At 48.3% G+C, this 16637-nt stretch carries 10 protein-coding genes, 2 tRNA genes and 2 rRNA genes; 1 reads left to right on the plus strand and 13 read right to left on the minus strand.

Annotation, left to right across the window (positions count from 1 at the left end; genetic code table 11):
- Nucleotides 1-22: 22 nt before the first annotated feature.
- The 9 genes from DQN52_RS00870 to DQN52_RS00910 form a co-directional block, all read right to left on the minus strand.
- A 23S ribosomal RNA gene (locus tag DQN52_RS00870) occupies nt 23-2911 on the minus strand.
- A gap of 393 nt (nt 2912-3304) precedes the next feature.
- Nucleotides 3305-3380, minus strand: a tRNA-Ala gene (locus tag DQN52_RS00875).
- Nucleotides 3381-3432: 52 nt separating this feature from the next.
- Nucleotides 3433-3509 (minus strand) — tRNA-Ile (locus DQN52_RS00880).
- Between the two features lie 82 nt (nt 3510-3591).
- Nucleotides 3592-5128: ribosomal RNA gene (locus DQN52_RS00885) — 16S ribosomal RNA — on the minus strand.
- The 16S and 23S rRNA genes sit together here with 2 tRNA genes alongside, the layout of an rRNA operon.
- A 508-nt stretch (nt 5129-5636) precedes the next feature.
- Nucleotides 5637-6308 carry an MFS transporter gene (locus tag DQN52_RS11265; RefSeq protein WP_003788192.1) on the minus strand — a complete coding sequence of 224 codons (672 nt, stop codon included), beginning with the start codon at nt 6306-6308 and terminating at the stop codon, nt 5637-5639.
- 40 nt (nt 6309-6348) lie between these two features.
- Nucleotides 6349-6969, minus strand: coding sequence for an MFS transporter (locus DQN52_RS11270; protein WP_003788194.1), 621 nt, complete (start codon nt 6967-6969; stop codon nt 6349-6351).
- Nucleotides 6970-7031: 62 nt separating this feature from the next.
- Nucleotides 7032-7919 carry a shikimate dehydrogenase family protein gene (locus tag DQN52_RS00895; protein ID WP_003788195.1) on the minus strand — a complete coding sequence of 296 codons (888 nt, stop codon included), beginning with the start codon at nt 7917-7919 and terminating at the stop codon, nt 7032-7034.
- A 204-nt stretch (nt 7920-8123) separates the two neighbouring features.
- Complete coding sequence (gene aroQ / locus DQN52_RS00905) at nt 8124-8555, minus strand: type II 3-dehydroquinate dehydratase (protein WP_003788198.1); 432 nt, start codon at nt 8553-8555, stop codon at nt 8124-8126.
- Nucleotides 8556-8609: 54 nt separating this feature from the next.
- Nucleotides 8610-9428 (minus strand): PrpF domain-containing protein, encoded by an 819-nt coding sequence (locus tag DQN52_RS00910; protein WP_003788200.1) that lies wholly within the window; start codon nt 9426-9428, stop codon nt 8610-8612.
- Between the two features lie 132 nt (nt 9429-9560).
- Here DQN52_RS00910 and DQN52_RS00915 point away from each other — a divergent pair, with 132 nt between their 5' ends.
- Nucleotides 9561-10490, plus strand: coding sequence for a LysR family transcriptional regulator (locus DQN52_RS00915; RefSeq protein WP_003788203.1), 930 nt, complete (start codon nt 9561-9563; stop codon nt 10488-10490).
- Nucleotides 10491-10671: 181 nt separating this feature from the next.
- Here DQN52_RS00915 and DQN52_RS00920 read toward each other — a convergent pair whose 3' ends face one another.
- The 4 genes from DQN52_RS00920 to DQN52_RS00935 form a co-directional block, all read right to left on the minus strand.
- Entirely contained in the window at nt 10672-11991 is a 1320-nt protein-coding gene (locus DQN52_RS00920) for an anaerobic C4-dicarboxylate transporter (protein WP_003788205.1), read from the minus strand.
- Between the two features lie 102 nt (nt 11992-12093).
- Nucleotides 12094-13149, minus strand: coding sequence for an A/G-specific adenine glycosylase (gene mutY, locus DQN52_RS00925; protein WP_174259097.1), 1056 nt, complete (start codon nt 13147-13149; stop codon nt 12094-12096).
- A gap of 85 nt (nt 13150-13234) precedes the next feature.
- Complete coding sequence (locus DQN52_RS00930; RefSeq protein WP_003788208.1) at nt 13235-14917, minus strand: glutamine--tRNA ligase/YqeY domain fusion protein; 1683 nt, start codon at nt 14915-14917, stop codon at nt 13235-13237.
- Nucleotides 14918-15056: 139 nt separating this feature from the next.
- Entirely contained in the window at nt 15057-16466 is a 1410-nt protein-coding gene (locus DQN52_RS00935; RefSeq protein WP_003788209.1) for a dihydrolipoyl dehydrogenase, read from the minus strand.
- Nucleotides 16467-16637: the final 171 nt, after the last annotated feature.

Below are 16637 nucleotides of genomic sequence, written 5' to 3' on the forward strand. Positions count from 1 at the left end.
CTTTCAAAGTCCTTCAAATGATAGAGTCAAGCCTCACGAGCAATTAGTATGGGTTAGCTTCACGCGTTACCGCGCTTCCACACCCCACCTATCAACGTCCTGGTCTCGAACGACTCTTTAGTATGGTTAAACCACAAGGGAAGTCTCATCTTTGGGCGAGTTTCGCGCTTAGATGCTTTCAGCGCTTATCTCTTCCGAACTTAGCTACCCGGCTATGCTTCTGGCGAAACAACCGGTACACCAGAGGTTCGTCCACTCCGGTCCTCTCGTACTAGGAGCAGCCCCCTTCAAACTTCCAACGCCCACTGCAGATAGGGACCAAACTGTCTCACGACGTTTTAAACCCAGCTCACGTACCACTTTAAATGGCGAACAGCCATACCCTTGGGACCGACTACAGCCCCAGGATGTGATGAGCCGACATCGAGGTGCCAAACTCCGCCGTCGATATGGACTCTTGGGCGGAATCAGCCTGTTATCCCCGGAGTACCTTTTATCCGTTGAGCGATGGCCCTTCCATTCAGAACCACCGGATCACTATGTCCTGCTTTCGCACCTGCTCGACTTGTCGGTCTCGCAGTTAAGCTACCTTTTGCCATTGCACTATCAGTCCGATTTCCGACCGGACCTAGGTAACCTTCGAACTCCTCCGTTACTCTTTGGGAGGAGACCGCCCCAGTCAAACTGCCTACCATGCACGGTCCCCGACCCGGATAACGGGTCTGGGTTAGAACCTCAAAGTCACCAGGGTGGTATTTCAAGGACGGCTCCACAGAGACTGGCGTCTCTGCTTCAAAGCCTCCCACCTATCCTACACAAGTGACTTCAAAGTCCAATGCAAAGCTACAGTAAAGGTTCACGGGGTCTTTCCGTCTAGCAGCGGGGAGATTGCATCTTCACAACCATTTCAACTTCGCTGAGTCTCGGGAGGAGACAGTGTGGCCATCGTTACGCCATTCGTGCGGGTCGGAACTTACCCGACAAGGAATTTCGCTACCTTAGGACCGTTATAGTTACGGCCGCCGTTTACTGGGGCTTCGATCCGATGCTTGCACATCTTCAATTAACCTTCCAGCACCGGGCAGGCGTCACACCCTATACGTCCACTTTCGTGTTAGCAGAGTGCTGTGTTTTTAATAAACAGTCGCAGCCACCGATTCTCTGCGACCCTCAGATGCTTACGGAGCAAGTCCTTAACATTAGAGGGCATACCTTCTCCCGAAGTTACGGTATCAATTTGCCGAGTTCCTTCTCCCGAGTTCTCTCAAGCGCCTTAGAATTCTCATCCTGCCCACCTGTGTCGGTTTGCGGTACGGTTCTGATTCAACTGAAGCTTAGTGGCTTTTCCTGGAAGCGTGGTATTGGTCACTTCATGTCCGTAGACACTCGTCATCACGTCTCGGTGTTAAGAAAGAGCGGATTTGCCTACTCTTTCCACCTACTGGCTTAAACAAACTATTCCAACAGTTTGCTAACCTAACCTTCTCCGTCCCCACATCGCATTGAATCAAAGTACAGGAATATTAACCTGTTTCCCATCGACTACGCATTTCTGCCTCGCCTTAGGGGCCGACTCACCCTACGCCGATGAACGTTGCGTAGGAAACCTTGGGCTTTCGGCGAGCGGGCTTTTCACCCACTTTATCGCTACTCATGTCAACATTCGCACTTCTGATACCTCCAGCAACCTTTACAAGTCACCTTCACAGGCTTACAGAACGCTCCCCTACCATATACAAAAGTATATCCGCAGCTTCGGTTATAGATTTGAGCCCCGTTACATCTTCCGCGCAGGAAGACTCGACCAGTGAGCTATTACGCTTTCTTTAAATGATGGCTGCTTCTAAGCCAACATCCTGGCTGTCTGTGCCTTCCCACTTCGTTTACCACTTAATCTATCATTTGGGACCTTAGCTGGCGGTCTGGGTTGTTTCCCTCTTGACACCGGACGTTAGCACCCGATGTCTGTCTCCCGAGGAGCAACTTGATGGTATTCTTAGTTTGCCATGGGTTGGTAAGTTGCAATAACCCCCTAGCCATAACAGTGCTTTACCCCCATCAGTCTCATACTCGAGGCACTACCTAAATAGTTTTCGGGGAGAACCAGCTATCTCCGAGTTTGTTTAGCCTTTCACCCCTATCCACAGCTCATCCCCGCATTTTGCAACATGCGTGGGTTCGGACCTCCAATGCGTTTTACCGCACCTTCATCCTGGCCATGGATAGATCACTCGGTTTCGGGTCTACACCCAGCAACTAGTCGCCCTATTAAGACTCGGTTTCCCTACGCCTCCCCTACTCGGTTAAGCTCGCTACTGAATGTAAGTCGTTGACCCATTATACAAAAGGTACGCAGTCACACCACAAAGATGCTCCCACTGTATGTATGCATCAGGTTTCAGGTTCTATTTCACTCCCCTTCCGGGGTTCTTTTCGCCTTTCCCTCACGGTACTGGTTCACTATCGGTCGATGATGAGTATTTAGCCTTGGAGGATGGTCCCCCCATATTCAGACAGGATTTCACGTGTCCCGCCCTACTTCTCGTATACTTAGTACCATGGTTAAGATTTCAAATACGGGGCTATCACCCACTATGGCGGAAGTTTCCAATCCCTTCTTCTATCTTAACCATTATCATATACAGGCTTTTCCGCGTTCGCTCGCCACTACTTGCGGAATCTCGGTTGATTTCTTTTCCTCTGGGTACTTAGATGGTTCAGTTCTCCAGGTTCGCTTCTCTAGCCCTATGTATTCAGACTAGGATACTGCACGAGTGCAGTGGGTTTCCCCATTCGGACATCACGGTATCATTGCTTTTTTGCCAGCTTCTCCGTGCTTTTCGCAGGCTTACACGTCCTTCTTCGCCTATCATCGCCAAGGCATCCACCTGATGCACTTATTCACTTGACTCTATCATTTGAAGAACCTTCTGACTTTGCTATTTTAGCGTTGACTACTAAAATAACTTAGATTCTCTACTTTGATAAAGCTTACTGCTTGTTGTGTACTAACCTTGCCTTTTGAATTCAAGATTAGTTGATACAATCATCACCCAAATTTTGTTATTCGATTTGTTGCCTTTGCAGGCTGCCTGAAATACTGTTGCATCAGCATCCCAAACCAAATCGACAACATTGTCTTTGTTTGTTGATTTCGGCTTTCCAATTTGTTAAAGATCGATGCGTTTAATTATACTTCTTCTCAGCTTTCGCTTATAAAAAATATATCGCAAATTAAAGTAAGCTCGCCAGTTTATCTAAACTTGCTTTAATTTGCAATCTAATTTTTCATTTTATTTAATCTTGGTGGAGGCAAACGGGATCGAACCGATGACCCCCTGCTTGCAAAGCAGGTGCTCTACCAACTGAGCTATGCCCCCAGTATTTCTTACTTCTCGTAAGCTTTACAACTTGAATTCGCTTCTCTAATCCTGGTGGGTCTGGTAGGACTTGAACCTACGACCCCACGCTTATCAAGCGTGTGCTCTAACCACCTGAGCTACAAACCCATTTTGTGTACTTCTTGCTCTTCGCATCTTCATCTAAATTACCGATAAGTGTGAGTACCTAACAATCTCTTCTTTTCTCTAGAAAGGAGGTGATCCAGCCGCAGGTTCCCCTACGGCTACCTTGTTACGACTTCACCCCAGTCATGAAACATACCGTGGTAAACGGGCTCCTTGCGGTTACCCTATCTACTTCTGGTATCCCCCACTCCCATGGTGTGACGGGCGGTGTGTACAAGACCCGGGAACGTATTCACCGCAGTATGCTGACCTGCGATTACTAGCGATTCCGACTTCATGCACTCGAGTTGCAGAGTGCAATCCGGACTACGATCGGTTTTCTGGGATTGGCTCCACCTCGCGGCTTGGCTACCCTCTGTACCGACCATTGTATGACGTGTGAAGCCCTGGTCATAAGGGCCATGAGGACTTGACGTCATCCCCACCTTCCTCCGGTTTGTCACCGGCAGTCTCATTAGAGTGCCCAACTTAATGATGGCAACTAATGACAAGGGTTGCGCTCGTTGCGGGACTTAACCCAACATCTCACGACACGAGCTGACGACAGCCATGCAGCACCTGTGCTACGGCTCCCGAAGGCACAAGAGTATCTCTACTCTCTTCCGTACATGTCAAGACCAGGTAAGGTTCTTCGCGTTGCATCGAATTAATCCACATCATCCACCGCTTGTGCGGGTCCCCGTCAATTCCTTTGAGTTTTAATCTTGCGACCGTACTCCCCAGGCGGTCAATTTCACGCGTTAGCTACGCTACTAAGCAATCAAGTTGCCCAACAGCTAATTGACATCGTTTAGGGCGTGGACTACCAGGGTATCTAATCCTGTTTGCTACCCACGCTTTCGAGCATGAACGTCAGTGTTATCCCAGGGGGCTGCCTTCGCCATCGGTATTCCTCCACATCTCTACGCATTTCACTGCTACACGTGGAATTCTACCCCCCTCTGACACACTCTAGCTAGCCAGTTCAAAACGCAGTTCCCAAGTTGAGCTCGGGGATTTCACATCTTGCTTAACTAACCGTCTGCGCTCGCTTTACGCCCAGTAATTCCGATTAACGCTCGCACCCTACGTATTACCGCGGCTGCTGGCACGTAGTTAGCCGGTGCTTATTCTTTAGGTACCGTCATCAGTTAATGATATTAGCATCAACCTTTTCTTCCCTAACAAAAGTCCTTTACAACCCGAAGGCCTTCTTCAGACACGCGGCATGGCTGGATCAGGCTTTCGCCCATTGTCCAAAATTCCCCACTGCTGCCTCCCGTAGGAGTCTGGGCCGTGTCTCAGTCCCAGTGTGGCGGATCATCCTCTCAGACCCACTACTGATCGTCGCCTTGGTGGGCCCTTACCCCACCAACTAGCTAATCAGTTATTGGCCGCTCGAATAACGCAAGGTCCGAAGATCCCCTGCTTTCCTTCTCAAAGCGTATGCGGTATTAGCTATCCTTTCGGATAGTTATCCCCCATTACTCGGTACGTTCCAATATATTACTCACCCGTTCGCCACTCGCCACCAAGTACAAGTACTCGTGCTGCCGTCCGACTTGCATGTGTAAAGCATGCCGCCAGCGTTCAATCTGAGCCAGGATCAAACTCTTATGTTCAATCTCTAACTTACTTAACTTCTGGTCTGCTTCAAAGTAACTGACAGAGAATTATTTCAATTATTAGCAACCATAAGGTATAACCAAAAACTAAAACAACAATCTTGTCTGTTTTAAGCAGTGTGAGACCATCAGGCACTCACACTTATCGGTAATCTATCTGTTAAAGAACTTCTTACTTCTAAACCTTGAAAAACTTAACCAACTTCTGTATAATCAGTCAGCTATTCTCTTTTCTTCGCCGCCGTAGCAGCGAAGAACCGAACTATACGCTACTCACCACAAACCGTCAAATAATTTCTAGCACTTTTTTACAACTTTTTTGCAATTCTCTGTTTTTCCACAACTTTTATTTTTCAACTTCTTGGAAATTGGAATTCGGTAAACTCAACACAGCACAGGTAGAGCGACTCAACGCTATGCTCTCTCTTAATCATGTAAATGAAAATAACAATGTGCAAGCTGCTTTTCTACACGAAGCAGCCTGCACTTTTTATTGCGCTACGATTTACGATAAGGTGCGGTAACGCAGGAATTTAACGGTGAGCAAAATGCCGATGAATACGGCTGGCACGGTCAATGCTAATGCTACGGTCGAGAAATTCCAGCCTGCGTTCAGCATCCATGCGCCTGCAAATGCGGAGATAATCGCGCCTGTGCGTCCGATACCGTGCATCCAGCTGTTGCCTGTGGCGCGTGCTGGCAATGGGAAGAAGTTGCTCGACAAGGCGTTCATGGCTGTACCACCGCCGTTGAAGCCTGCACCAATGACGAATGCTACGATACACATGAGCAGGTATTCGCCACCGATGTTGCTCATCACAACCAACATGATTGCACCCAAGACGTAGGCTGATGTAATGACGCGATGTGGTTCAAATTTGTCCATGAACCAGCCGAGCATGACTGAACCAAGTGGGCCGCCCAATTGGAACATGGCGGAAATAATCGCGGCTTGTGATGTAGTCATGCCTGATTCTTTAATCATGGTTGGCATCCAGCTGCCGAGCAAGTACACCAAGAATAAGTGCAGGAAGTAACTACTCCACAATAGGATACTGCCCAAGCGATAGTGGCTGTTCAATGCGATTTGAATGGGGCTTTCTTTGACATCGGTGCTGGTATTAGGTGGCGTTGGTACGGTGAATGTGGTTCGGCAGTGGTTACACCTGGTGCGCAACGTTCTACGATTTTGCGGATTTCTTCGCGTTGCCCGCCTTTTAATACCAAGAAAGTGAGCGATTCTGGCAGGTAAAGAACATCACAACGGCGGTGATAATTGGCAATACGCCACCCAATACGAATACGCTTGCCCAACCAAAATGGGGCACCATCCACGCTGCCAAAAAGCCGCCGCCTGCTGCGCCTACGGTAAAGCCTGCGAATACAATCGTTACCAATAAAGATGCGCGTTTAACGGGCGAGTATTCTTTGACCAAAGTGGCAACCATCGGCATGATACCGCCCATGGCAAAGCCTGCAATAAAGCGATAAACGATGAATTCTGTTTTACTGGACGCGGTGGCAACCAACAAAGTAAACAAACCAAAAATGAATACGCTGGCAGTCAGCACTTTGCGGCGACCGAATTTATCGCCCAACGGCCCTGCGGTGAGTGCGCCAAAGGTCAAGCCAAACAAGGCTGCCGACAACACGGTAGCTAAATCGCTGTTTGTCCAGTTCCATGCTTCTTTGAGGGCTGGGCCTACGAAGCCCATAATCACTACGTCAAAACCGTCCATCACCACAATCAAAAAGCTGATGAATACGATAAATTTTTGATACGCGCTCACATCTCGGCTGTCTAGCAGCTCGCGTACATCGATATTGTTTCCCGACATACTGCAACTCCTAATTTAAGGTTGCAGGCTGCTTTGATAAAACCACAAAAGCAGCCTGCACTTTATTTTGTTTGATGAAGATTGAATGAAAGATTAGTAACGAATATCTGCCAATTCACGCAAGCGTTGCGCGGTGGTGGTTGGCAAATTGAAGTATTCCAATTGAAGTATTCCAAATACACAGGAATTTGTTCAAACAGTATATCTACGCCCACTTGAATGGTGCAGCCTTTTGCCTGACAGGCTTGTAAAAAGGCGGTTGGCTCGGATTTGAGTACCACATCGCCCACAAAAGTTTGGCTGGATACTTTGTCCAAATCCACAGGCATTGGGTCGCCCTCTTTCATGCCCATTGGCGTGGCGTTTACCAACAAATCAAAGCCTGTTGGGTCGTTGCTGGCGTATTCCAGTTGCAAGTTTGGATAATGTTCTTGCAAACGTGCGCCCAATTTGCGCGATGATTCTTCGTTTACATCAAACAACGCCAAACGCGCTATACCAGCCGCTGCCAAGCTCGCTGCGATTGCCGAACCTACGCCGCCATTACCGACTACCATTGCCGACTTGCCTTTTGGCTCAAAGCCTTTGTTTTTGATGCCGCGTACAAAGCCTTCGCCGTCAAACAAATCGCCTTCCAATTTGCCGTCTTTACCCAAACGAACGGCATTGACTGCACCTGCGATTTGTGCGGTTTTGGTAATGCGATCCACGCCCAGCATTTGCGCGGTGGTTACTTTGTGTGGCATGGTAACCAACGCGCCGATGATGTTGCTCAACTTGAACACGGCTGGCAAAAATTCGGCGTAGTCTTCCGCTTTTGAACCCATTGGCACAACCAACGCATTGATGCCTGCATCGGCAAAATACGGGTTGTAAATCATGGGCGATGTGAAGGTGTGTGTAGGATAACCAATGTGGGCAATGATTTCGGTGCGTCCATTGATAAGCATAATTGAGTCTCCTGATGTGTTTAGATATATAAAGCAGCCTGCACGCCCATTATTCATTACTACCAATGTGCAGGCTGCTTTTTATAGTGAAGTGAAATTTCAATAGTACTGCGTTGCCAACGTCCTTATGTGCTATTCCTATTCGCACACGGCGGACGTTGTCGCCTTGTCCTATTTTTATTTCACTTCACTATGTGTTTACTGCTATTTTTTCTTGCGTGCGACAAATTGTAATGCCGCTTCGTAGCCAAATGTTCCCAAGCCCACAATCACGCCTGTTGCCTTGTCCGACAAATAAGAATGATGGCGGAATGCTTCTCGCGCATGAACATTGGAAATATGCACTTCTACAAACGGAATATCGACACCGCCCAATGCATCGCGGATTGCCACGCTGGTATGCGTGTACGCGCCTGCGTTGATGATAATCCAATCTACTTTGCCGCGTGATTCGTGGATTTTGTCCACAATCGCACCTTCATGGTTGTGCTGAAAACATTGCACCGACAAGCCCAATTCGCCTGCCAATTTGCCCAATTTATTTTCTACATCGGCAAGGGTTTCTGCGCCATAAATATGCGGCTCGCGCAAACCCAGTAAATTGAGATTAGGGCCGTTGATGACCAAAACATTCATTTGATTTCCTTTCGTTGAACTATACAGGCAGCCTGCACGTCGATTTTACACGATTTAACGAAACTGAACATAGTTCGAAATCATCACTTCGCCGCGCATAATCAATCGCGCCGTTCGCAACAAAGCCGAGCTAGTAACCATGCCTTGCGAATCCAATGTGAGTACCACGCTAAATTCGCCGCTTGGGTGTTCTACCGAAATGGTGCTTTTCGCGTCAAAAGCAGCCTGCACATTGCTCAAACCATCTGCAACTGTGCCGCGCATCACGCACGCGGTGGCAACGGTAACCGCTGCTAACACGCCCACTGCATCGTGGCAAACGTGTGGAATAAAGCAACGCGTGTGAATCGCGCTGCCATCAATCGCTTTGTTGAGCAAACACATTTTGGGGTAGTTTTTATCGCGCACATCGCCCAAACCCATTTTTTCAGCAGCCACCAAACGCAGGCGTTCCAAAGTCGCTTTCAATTCGGTGTCGGCGTTCAAATCGGCAACGCTTTCATAAGCTGTGCGATTTAAATCCGCCACACAAACCAAAACCATGAGCATACCATTGTCGATACAAGTCGCGTCCAGCGAACCGAAGTCGCCCAAATCAAACGTATCCAGCACTTGACCTGTGGGCAACAAACTGCCTGCGACCGAGCCTGCGGTGTCCAAAAAATTGATTTCAATGGGGGCAGATGTGTTGGGTACGCCATCAATTTTGGCATCGCCATCATACGAAATTTCGCCGTTGGGCGTTTGCACAGTAATATCCGCCAGCATGCCTGTGTTTAAGGTCAGCACGCGCACGGTTGTGGTGTCGCCTTGCGCTTGAATCATGCCGCGCTCCAAGGCAAACGGCACAACGGTTATATAGTCATTACTCAAACTAACAGCTATAACAAAAATAAATAAACAACCATGACTTTAAAGTGCAGGCTGCTTTGCGTTTGCACCACATCATGAATTATTTTAATATGCCAGCCTTATCTCATTCATTGAATACACATCACACACATCATGGACAGCATCATAGAACTTCGCCACCTACGCACCTTGTTGGCATTGGAAGAAACAGGCAGCGTATCGCTTGCCGCCCAGCGCGTGCATTTGACCCAATCTGCCTTGTCGCACCAAATCCGCGTGTTGGAAAACTATTTTGACACGCCATTATTTGAACGCAAATCCACGCCATTGCGCTTCACACCAGCAGGCGAACGCTTGCTCAAACTCGGGCGCGAACTGTTGCCGCGCGTTGCCGCTGCCGAACGCGACTTAATGCAAATTATCCACGGCGACGCAGGCGAATTGCGCGTGGCGGTGGAATGCCACACCTGTTTTGATTGGCTGATGCCTGCCATGGGCGTGTTCCGTCCGCAATGGCCACAAGTGGAATTGGACATTGTATCGGGCTTTCAAGCTGACCCTGTGGCGTTGTTATTGACGCACCGTGCCGATTTGGCGATTGTGTCCGAAGCCGTGCCGCAAGCTGGCATTGTCTATCAGCCTTTGTTTGCCTACGAAATGGTTGGCATTTGCGCCCCAGACCACGCATTGGCGCAAAAAGAAATCTGGCAAGCGGAAGATTTCATTAACGAAACGCTGATTACTTATCCTGTGCCAGACGATATGTTGGATTTGTTACGCAAAGTGCTGTTGCCACGCGGCATCAACCCCATGCGCCGCCATAGCGAGCTGACGATTGCGATTGTGCAACTGGTGGCAAGCAAACGCGGTATTGCCGCCCTGCCCTATTGGTCGGTGATGCCGTATGTAGAAAAACAATATGTCGTGGCGCGAACGCTCACCGACACGCCACTGCAAAGCGAGCTGTATGCCGCCATTCGCAGCGAAGATGCCGATTGCGCGTATTTGACCGATTTTTGCGATATTGTGCGCGAAGAAGGTTTTGCCAATTTACCTGGGTTGAGCGTGTTGGCGATGAAGTGAATCAACAATCAATAAAAAAGCAGCCTGCACTTTTTGTTTACTTAAAGTGCAGGCTGCTTTTTGTATAGTGAAATGAAATCGCAATAGTACGGCGTTGCCAACGCCCTTATGTGCTATTTGCACGGCGGGCATTGTCGCCTTGTCCTATTTTTATTTCATTTCACTATAACTACCCAACCATTTACCAATAAATCTGCGCCAAAATCAAGCCAAAAATCAAGCTAAACACCATACTCAACAAACCTGGCAACATAAAGCTGTGGTTGAAAATGTATTTACCAATGCGCGTTGAACCTGTGGTATCAAAGTCAATCGCGGCAATAATTGGGCCATAGTTAGGAATGAAGAAATAGCCGTTTACCGCCACAAAAGTCGCAATAATAATCGGCGCAGGCACGCCCAGTTGAATCGCCACAGGGAACAAAGTCGCCACAGTTGCGCCTTGGCTGTTTACCAGCACCGACAATACAAACAAGGCAAATGCAAATGTCCACGGAGCAGCCTGCACCAAGCCAGACACGGCTTCTTTTACTTCGGTTAAATGACCTTGCATTAAGGTGTCGCCCAGCCATGCAATACCAAATACGGCAATCACGGCGCGCATACCTGCGTGGAAAACCGAGCCTTTGGTAATCGCATCGGCATCAGGTTTGCATAACCAAATAATCAATGCGCCTGCTGCCAACATCACAATTTCAATCGTGTGTGCCATACCCATTGGCTTGCCTTCAAACACAGGACGCAGCGACGGCATCGCGCCCAGCAACACCACCAACAAAGCGGCAAACAAGAAAATGCCTACCGATAATTTCGCGGTTTTGTTTACCGCATCGCCAGAAGCAGCCTGCACATTGGCCTGGTCTTGTGCCGCATAGTTAGGGTCGCGCAACAAGGCTTGATAATGCGGGTCGTCTTTTAATTCTTTGCCCAGTTTATTGACAAACACACACGCTAAACCAATGCCCAAAATGGTCGCAGGCACGGTTACTTTTAACACATCGCCCAAGGTGATGTGTTGCGGTTCTAAAAAGGTAACGGTTGCTACCACCGCTGCTGCAATCGGGCTGGCGACAATCGCGAATTGTGATGCAATCACTGCCATCGTCAAAGGACGCGATGGGCGAATACCGTTGCGGCGGCTCACTTCGGCAATCACGGGCAATACCGAATAGGCAACGTGTCCTGTACCTGCCAACACGGTAAACAAATACGTTACCGCAGGCGCAATAAACGTGATGTATTTGGGATTTTTGTGCAGCACTTTGGTTGCAATTTGAATCATATAATCCAAACCGCCTGCCGCTTGCATGGCCGCTGCCGCGCTCACGACTGCCATAATCATCAACATCACATCAATGGGTGGGCTGGTTGGCGCGAAACCAAAACCAAACGTCAGCACCGCTAAACCAATGCCACCAAACACGCCCAAACCAATACCGCCTTTTTGTGCGCCAACCAAAATGCAAAACAACACAATGGCAAATTGAATCAAAAACAACATCTTATATACAAACTTTCTGTTAAAACTGAAATAAAACTACCAAATTTTACCATTTTATCGTATTTTTTGTAATTGAATTCAACTATCCACTCTAATTAGCTATCACGCAACCCAATCCGCCAAACCATTTGCCAACGGAGTCGGCATGGCATAGTCCGCCCAATCGCGGTGCGGCAACCACAAGCAGCCTGCACTCGGTACGGGCGTGTCGTTTGCCACACGCAACACATACGGCACAATTTCCAACGCGCGATGCGTCAGGCGATGGGCAATGCTGGCGCGTTCTTCGGCATCTTGCCAATTTGCGCCACACGCGGTGGCACAGTTCGCCAAATCGTGCAGGCTGCTTTGTTCTGGCACACCATACAAACCTGCCCAAATGCCGCGATTGGGGCGTTTTTGCACGCAAATTGCACCGTCTTCGCGCACCAAAATCAACCAAAAAAGCGTCTGCTGCTTTACGGCAACAGGCGTTTTTTTGCGCGGTAAAACATCGGTTAAATTTTGTTGATATGCCAAGCACTTATCCGACATGGGGCAGCGCGAACATTGCGGTTTGCTGCGTATGCAAAGGGTCGCGCCCAAATCCATTAAACCTTGCGTGTAGGCGGGCATATCGCTAGATTGTTCGGGCAGCAGGCTTTCTGCCAACGCCCATAATTCGCGCTCAAAGGCTTTGTTTTGCGGCTCACCGTCTTGGGCGAACACGCGGCACAACACGCGCTTGACGTTGCCGTCCAAAATCGTTTCTCGCGCACCAAAGACAAAGGCAGCAATCGCGGCGGCGGTGCTGCGTCCTACGCCTTTTAGCTGTTCCAATTCCAGTCGCGTGCTGGGGAATTGTCCGCCAAAATCTTGCACGATTTGTTGCGCGGCAGCCTGCAAATTTCGCGCTCTGCTGTAATAGCCCAAGCCTGCCCACAACGCCAAAACCGTATCTTGTTCAGCGGCTGCCAAGTCTTGCACGGTGGGCAAGACGGCAACAAAGCGCGTGTAATAATCGCGCACCGTGCTGGCTTGCGTTTGCTGTAACATAATTTCTGACAGCCACACACGATACGGGTCGCGCACTTGCCAAGGGAAATCGTGCCGTCCGTGTTCGCGCTGCCAAGCAACCAAGCGTGTGGCGAAATCAGGGAAGTGTAGGGTTGTGTTCATTTTTATAATGTGGATAAAAGGTGCAGGCTGCTTTTTGTAGATTTCAAAAGCAGCCTGCACTTTGTTTTAATTGATTAGATGGATATTATTTTTGCCAAGTATCTTTCAGCCCAACCGTTTTATTGAAAACAGGCGTTTGCCCTTGCTTGTGTTCAAAACGGTCGGTAACGAAATAACCAATTCGCTCAAATTGCCAACGGCTTTCGGGCGGCAAATCGTTTACCACACTTTCCGCGTAAGCCGTGATTTCTTGCATAGAATTGGGGTTCAAGAAATCGGTAAACGGCACATATTCGCCGTCATCGCCGCGCACCGCGTCAGGGCGTTCAACGGTAAACAAACGGTCGTACAAACGCACTTTCACAGGCACAGCGTGTTCCGCAGACACCCAATGGATTACGCCTTTCACTTTGCGCCCTTCGGGATTTTTACCCAACGTGTCGTGGTCAATACTGCATTTTAATTCAACGACTTGACCATTTTCATCTTTCACGACTTCATCGCATTTCATCACATAACCATGGCGCAAACGCACTTCGCCGCCCAAGGTCAAACGCTTCCAACCTTTTGGCGGTTCTTCGGCGAAATCGTCTTGTTCAATGTAAATTGTTGATGAAATTGGCACATCGCGCTCGCCAAAACTGTCGTTATTTGGGTGGAATGCGGCGGTACGGCTTTGCGTTTTGCCCGCTTCAAAATTTATCAGCCTAACTTTCAATGGATTAACCACTGCCATTAAACGCGGCGCAGAGTGTTCCAATTCTTCGCGGATTGCACCTTCCAAAACGTCCATATCAACTACATTTTCCGATTTGGAAATGCCGATACGTTTGGCAAACAAACGCAAACCTTCGGGCGTGTAACCGCGTCTTCTCATGCCTGAAATAGTCGGCATGCGTGGGTCGTTCCAGCCTGAAACGTGATTTTCTGTAACAAGTTGATTTAATTTGCGTTTTGATGTGATTGAGTACAGCAATTCCAAACGCGAAAATTCATATTGGCGTGGGTGGCTTGGGCTAGGAATATTGTCCAACACCCAATCATACAATGGGCGGTGCGCTTCAAATTCCAATGTACACAAAGAATGTGTAATATTTTCAATGGCATCGGAAATGGCGTGGGTGTAATCATACATTGGGTAAATGCACCATTTGTCGCCTGTGTTGTGGTGGTGGGCGCGGCGAATGCGGTAAATCACAGGGTCGCGCAAATTCACGTTGCCCGATGCCATGTCAATTTTCAAGCGCAAGGTTTTACTGCCGTCTTCAAATTCGCCGTTTTTCATTCGCATGAATAAATCTAAATTTTCTTCAATACTGCGTTCGCGGCAAGGGCTGTTTTTGCCCGCTTCGGTTAAAGTGCCGCGATATTGGCGCATTTCATCTGCTGTTAAATCATCAACATAGGCTTTGCCGTCTTTGATTAAGCCGACTGCGTAATCAAATAATTGGTCAAAATAATCGGAAGCGTAACGCGGTTCGCCATTCCATTTAAAGCCGAGCCATTGAACATCTTCTTTAATGGAATCAACGTATTCTTGGTTTTCTTTTTCGGGATTGGTGTCGTCAAAACGCAAATTGCACAAGCCGTCATACACATACGCCAAGCCAAAATTCAAGCAAATAGATTTGGCGTGTCCGATGTGCAAATAGCCGTTTGGCTCGGGCGGAAAGCGCGTTTGAATGGCGGTGTGTTTGCCTGATTTCAAATCGTCTTCAATAATGGTGCGGATAAAATGGTTATCGGCGAATTGGTCTTTGTTTAGCATGATTTCTTTCTCTAAATATAAATGCAGGCTGCTTTTTCAATCGCGCGATTTTACCTTAAACCGCTTAAATTGTATGCACACAAAAAGTGCAGGCTGCTTTGGCAAGTAAAAAAGCAGCCTGCACTTCAATATCAACCGATTACGCTAATTTCGCATTCACATCACGCAAAGCAGTACGCAAACCTTCTTCAATCACAGGGTGATAGAACGCCAAATCCAACATTTGCGGCACAGTCAAATTCAACTGGTGCGCCCACGCCAACAAGTGCGCGATGTGTTCGGCAGCAGGCCCAACCATTTCCGCACCCAAGAATTTGCCTGTTGATTTTTCGGCATACACACGCAAATGACCTTGATTAACCAACATCACACGGCTACGCCCTTGATTTTTGAATGAAACTTCGCCAATCGCCACTTTGCTGTCAAAATCATCGCCAAACTGCGCTTTCAAACCTGCAAAACGATTACCAATAGACGCGATTTGCGGAGTGGTAAATACCACACCAATCATGCTACGGCGTAAACCTTTGGAAATATTGGGATATTTACCTGCATTTTCGCCTGCGATTTTACCTTGGTCGCTGGCTTCGTGTAGCAACGGCAGTTGGTTAGACGCATCGCCTGCAATGAAAATATGTGGAATGCTGGTTTGCATGGTGTACGGGTCAGCGGTTGGCACGCCACGTGCATCGCGTTCAATGTTGATGTTTTCCAAACCGATGTTGTCCACATTCGGACGGCGACCTGCGGCAGCCAATAAATAATCCGCCACAAACACACCACTTTTGCCGTCTTGCTCCCATTTCACTTCCACTTTGCCGTCTGCATTTAAAGAGACTTCAGTTTTCGCGTCCAAATGCAAAGGCAACTCTGCGCCAAAAATCGCTTTGGCTTCGTTGGATACAACTGGATCAGAAATACCGCCAATCGCACCGCCTACGCTGAAAATTTCCACGTTCACACCCAAGCGTTTTAAGGCTTGACCCAATTCCAAGCCAATCACACCTGCGCCAAACACGGCAACGCTTTCGGGCAATGTGTCCCACGAAAACACGTCATCGTTGATGATGCACTTGTCACCCAAGACTTCCCATTGTGGGAAAACAACAGGGCGCGAACCTGTGGCGATGACAATGCGCTCTGCCGTGATTTGCGTGTGGTCGTCAATTTGGACGGTGTGTTCGTCAATAAATTTAGCCGCGCCCATGATGCGTTTATCTGCGTCCCACTCTTCCACGTCTGACACGACAAAGCCAACGAAACGGTCGCGCTCAGATTTCACGCGATTCATCACTTCTACACCATTGACTTCAATCGAACTTTTGTCCAAATGCACACCAAATGGGTCGGTATGCAAAGCGTGATGACGCGATTCTGCCGCTGCAATCAACAATTTTGACGGCATACAGCCGACACGCGCACAAGTCGTACCAAATACATGGCTTTCAATCAAATATACATTTTTGGTATGCAACAAGGCATTGCGATACGCACCCATGCCAGCTGTTCCACCGCCAATCACTACTACGTCTGCTAGAATTTTTTTCATAGCTAAATCCTTATAAAGTTGAAAATATTTTAGTTAAAATCAATAATTATGATGCATAAAAAGAGTTACTCAGACAGCCTGCATCATAACAAAATATTGCAGGCTGCCTGAATAACCCTGTGGGCTATTCAGGGGGCAACGGCTAGAAAAGGAGGAGAAAACTAGCACGCT

Origin of the sequence: Kingella kingae (genome assembly GCF_900475905.1) — a bacterium.
GTDB lineage: Bacteria > Pseudomonadota > Gammaproteobacteria > Burkholderiales > Neisseriaceae > Kingella > Kingella kingae.

Coding starts and splice junctions, on each gene's coding strand:
- DQN52_RS11270 (WP_003788194.1), bottom strand. CDS start 6,969: ATGTCGGGAAACAATATCGATGTACGCGAGCTGCTAGACAGCCGAGAT.
- DQN52_RS00895 (WP_003788195.1), bottom strand. CDS start 7,919: ATGCTTATCAATGGACGCACCGAAATCATTGCCCACATTGGTTATCCT.
- aroQ (WP_003788198.1), bottom strand. CDS start 8,555: ATGAATGTTTTGGTCATCAACGGCCCTAATCTCAATTTACTGGGTTTG.
- DQN52_RS00915 (WP_003788203.1), top strand. CDS start 9,561: ATGGACAGCATCATAGAACTTCGCCACCTACGCACCTTGTTGGCATTG.
- DQN52_RS00920 (WP_003788205.1), bottom strand. CDS start 11,991: ATGTTGTTTTTGATTCAATTTGCCATTGTGTTGTTTTGCATTTTGGTT.
- mutY (WP_174259097.1), bottom strand. CDS start 13,149: ATGAACACAACCCTACACTTCCCTGATTTCGCCACACGCTTGGTTGCT.
- DQN52_RS00930 (WP_003788208.1), bottom strand. CDS start 14,917: ATGCTAAACAAAGACCAATTCGCCGATAACCATTTTATCCGCACCATT.
- DQN52_RS00935 (WP_003788209.1), bottom strand. CDS start 16,466: ATGAAAAAAATTCTAGCAGACGTAGTAGTGATTGGCGGTGGAACAGCT.